The following is a 3,329-nucleotide window of genomic DNA, read 5'->3' on the forward strand; positions in this document are numbered from 1 at the left end:
CCGTTGGTTCCTGGATGCCAATAGCAATGGGCGTTGGGACGGCTGCCAGCAGGATGGCGGACAAGACCTTTGCCTGGGCTTTGGCCTTGCCGCTGACCAGCCAGTAGCGGGTCATTGGTAAGCAGGATCGTCGCTTGGATCGCTACCGGTTCGGGGCACGAAGCCGGACGACCGGCGGCGATCTGGTTTTAGCTTCATTTAGTCCACAAAAGGGAACACGTTAATGAGTGGTTGGGGATGCCCGCACCAATTCAACGGAATCTGCCAGCAGGTTAAGGATCGGCCCTGCGATCCGGGGATGAAAGGCTGTGTGCTGGCTGGTCGTTTCCGCTTCAGCAACGACACCAAGAACCGGCCGCCACGTCCGACACGGAACGATGGTCGAACCGGTTCGAGCCGCAAGAGCAAGTAATCAGGAGTAGCCAACGACTCGCCGGTCGGGCCAAATTCCGATTCGTTTGGTTATGGCAGCGGCATGGCACATACTACGATTATTAAAATATCCACAATCCAGATTCAGGGATGGACACCGACCGCAATGGAGGTGAAGCATGAACAGCCCGCACTCTGCCCAGCGTCATCCAACGCTTTATCTGGTCTATGCAACGCCGCTCATCGGTGGTCCGACCATCGAAGACATGGTAGCGGCCGGCGATGAAAACGACGCCTATGAGAAGGCGCGGACGCTGTACCCGCGTGACCGCTATGACGTGACGGTTTATCTGCAATCCGCCGACGATGATTGATAATGCTTAAAAACTGAACCGAGACATCACTGATATGCCCATCACCAACGATGTGCTGTTCGCCGAATGCCTGTACCGGTGGCAGATGCGGGCCGAATCAGTGTCGCTGCGCACTTGGCGCTATGCCTTTCTTGCACCAAGGCCGGGGAATTCGAAGCTACGAACAACTGGTTATCGACGGTGCGCTGGCTGTTCCACAAAGCCAGCAACTCGGCGGTGATACTGAAATGTTCTAGGGCAGGCGCCTGACCAATTATCATTGATCGGTGAATCGCCCCTTCATGGCCGAGAGACCCCAGTCAGACATCATGCAAACCCACTATCACCATCACCGCGCCAGAGCGCGAGTTTCCACTATCGCCGGATTGCTGATCGCCCTATTGGCGGGTTGCGCTCCCCCGCCGCCACCGCCCATCGTGCAAGTGACGGAACCACCCGGCAAGTTGAGCGAGAAAGCCCGACAGGAGCAGCAGCAGGCCATCCTCAAGATCCGTGACCAGACTCTGCGCCAGCTTTACCGGCTGAAGCCACCGACCAGAGCCGAGATCGAGCAGGCAGCGGGTTATGGCGTATTTGAAATCAATGGCTTGAACGCCGTACTGGGCGAAACGCATGGGCGCGGCGTGATCGTCACCAGGAGCGGCGGCACCACCTATATGCAATTGGCCCGGACTGATCTTGGGCCAGGTGTCAGGATAAAACCGTATCGGCAGGTGCTGGTATTCAGCGACGCCAAAAAATTGAGCCAATTTGTCGCATTCGGATCGCCCACCGACGCTTCCCGCGATCCCAGCATCAAGGTCTATCAACTGAATGAAAAAGGCGTATCGGTGCAGGCTGACTGGGGTGCCCGCTATTTCCGCAATCCCGATTTGAATTCGGCTAAAGCGATCGGCGCTATTCCACCCCCAGCCCGCTGAACGGCAGATAATCCACCGTATCGCCGGGAGCTACTCCAGTGCAATCCTCCAGCAGTTCGATCAGTCCATCGGCCCAGGATAGTGACGACAGCACCCCGGAACTGTGGGTAGGGTAGATCATCACTAACCACCCTTGCGCTGGATCAGGCCGCAGCCGTGCCCGCAACCATTCGCGCCGGCCCGGCTTGCGCCGGAATGAAAAATCCGCTACCGCCCGCACCCGCAGCGGTTCGGCGGGCATCGTTGCCATCCGCCTGAGCAGCAGCGGACGGGCAAACAGCAGGAAAGACACCATTACCGAGACCGGATTGCCCGGTAGTCCCAGCACCAGGCAGTCTCCGATCCGCCCAAAGGTCACCGGCTTGCCCGGCTTGACCGCCAACCGCCAGAACTGGATCGTTCCCAATTCCGCAATCACCTCCTTAACCCGGTCCGCCGCGCCCACCGACACCCCGCCAGAAGTCAGCAACACATCGTGCGTCGCCGCTGCGTCCCGCAATACCGGCAGCATTACCTCCCGCTCATCGCGCAAAACACCCAAATCGGTCACTACGCAACCCAGCCGCCGTAGAAGCCCGATCAAGATGTAGCGGTTCGATTCATAGATCGCACCCGGCGGCAGATCCACCCCCGGTGGGTGCAACTCATCGCCAGTTGAAGCCACCGCCACCCGTAACTGGCGCACCACGGTCAGCGCAGCGTAGCCCTGCCCCGCCGCCAGTGCGACATCCTGGGGTCGCAACCGTAAACCACCCGGCAGTAACACGGTCCCGGCACGCACGTCCTCGCCACGCCGGCGAATATTCTCGCCACGCCTGATTCTAGCGGCGGTTTGTGCTTCAAGCTCGATCCAACCCGTGTCCGGGGCGATCAGACACTGTTCTTGCATCACCACCGCATCCGGTCCGTCTGGAATCACGCCACCGGTGGTAATCCGTACTGTCGCACCGACCGGAACGGCTGCTGGATACGGATGACCGGCCAGTGCGTCGCCAATCACCGGCAAACGGGTCGGCGTGTCCAGTTTCAGATCAGCCCAGTACAGGGCGAAACCATCCATCGCTGAATTGTCGTGCGGCGGCACGTCGATCCGGGCGGGCAGATCAGCCGCCAGCACCCGGCCATAGGCATCGAACAGCGCTACAGTTTCAGTCTCATGGATCGGCGAGATGAAACGCAACGCGGCAGCAAGCGCCTCGGTCAGCGTCAGCAGACGGTCAGAAGCGTCACAGCAATCACCTGAACTCATTGAGATCACAGCGATTGCGCCAGCGGTGCGTTCGCACTCGGCAGATCCATACCTTGAATCGTGGCGCGGCCGGTCAGCAATGATAAATACCGGCTGATGGCCTGGCGCTGCCCGTTTTCCCGCAGATAACTGGTAATGCGGTCGCGGACTTGCTCGTACTCCAGCGTCTGTCCCTCGGTTTTCCGGTGCAACTGAATCAGATGGAACCCAAAACGGCTTTCCACTGGTTGGGCAGAAATCTCGCCTTCTTGCAGGGCGAACAACGCCTGCTCAAATTCCGGCACGGTTTGGCCGGGACCAATCAGGCCAAGATGGCCGTTGTCCTGTTTAGAGGGACAGTCCGACAGTTGCGCCGCCAGCTCGGCGAAGCGCACCGGGTCGCCCGCCAGTTGCGCGACGAGATCGGAAGAGCAC

At 59.7% G+C, this 3,329-nt stretch carries 5 protein-coding genes; 3 read left to right on the forward strand and 2 right to left on the reverse strand.

Annotated elements, in window-relative coordinates; genetic code table 11:
• Positions 1-223 precede the first annotated feature (223 nt).
• The 3 genes from BN874_RS23175 (at position 224) to BN874_RS01190 (ending at position 1,666) form a co-directional block, all read left to right on the forward strand.
• Entirely contained in the window at positions 224-412 is a 189-nt protein-coding gene (locus BN874_RS23175; RefSeq protein WP_081756050.1) for a hypothetical protein, read from the forward strand.
• Positions 413-551: 139 nt separating this feature from the next.
• On the forward strand, positions 552-746 hold the full coding sequence (locus tag BN874_RS01185) for a hypothetical protein (RefSeq protein WP_034430355.1): 195 nt from the start codon (positions 552-554) through the stop codon (positions 744-746).
• Between the two features lie 281 nt (positions 747-1,027).
• On the forward strand, positions 1,028-1,666 hold the full coding sequence (locus tag BN874_RS01190) for a lipid-binding SYLF domain-containing protein (protein WP_154724694.1): 639 nt from the start codon (positions 1,028-1,030) through the stop codon (positions 1,664-1,666).
• Here BN874_RS01190 and BN874_RS01195 read toward each other — a convergent pair.
• Complete coding sequence (locus tag BN874_RS01195; RefSeq protein WP_051497280.1) at positions 1,644-2,915, reverse strand: molybdopterin molybdotransferase MoeA; 1,272 nt, start codon at positions 2,913-2,915, stop codon at positions 1,644-1,646. The two genes, BN874_RS01190 and BN874_RS01195, sit on opposite strands and share 23 nt — an antisense overlap.
• Before the next feature lie 5 nt (positions 2,916-2,920).
• Positions 2,921-3,329 (reverse strand): peptidylprolyl isomerase (locus BN874_RS01200; RefSeq protein WP_034430357.1); only part of this gene is annotated, 409 nt, incomplete at its 5' end.

Source organism: Candidatus Contendobacter odensis Run_B_J11 (assembly GCF_000531125.1).
Taxonomy (GTDB): Bacteria; Pseudomonadota; Gammaproteobacteria; order Competibacterales; family Competibacteraceae; genus Contendibacter; species Contendibacter odensensis.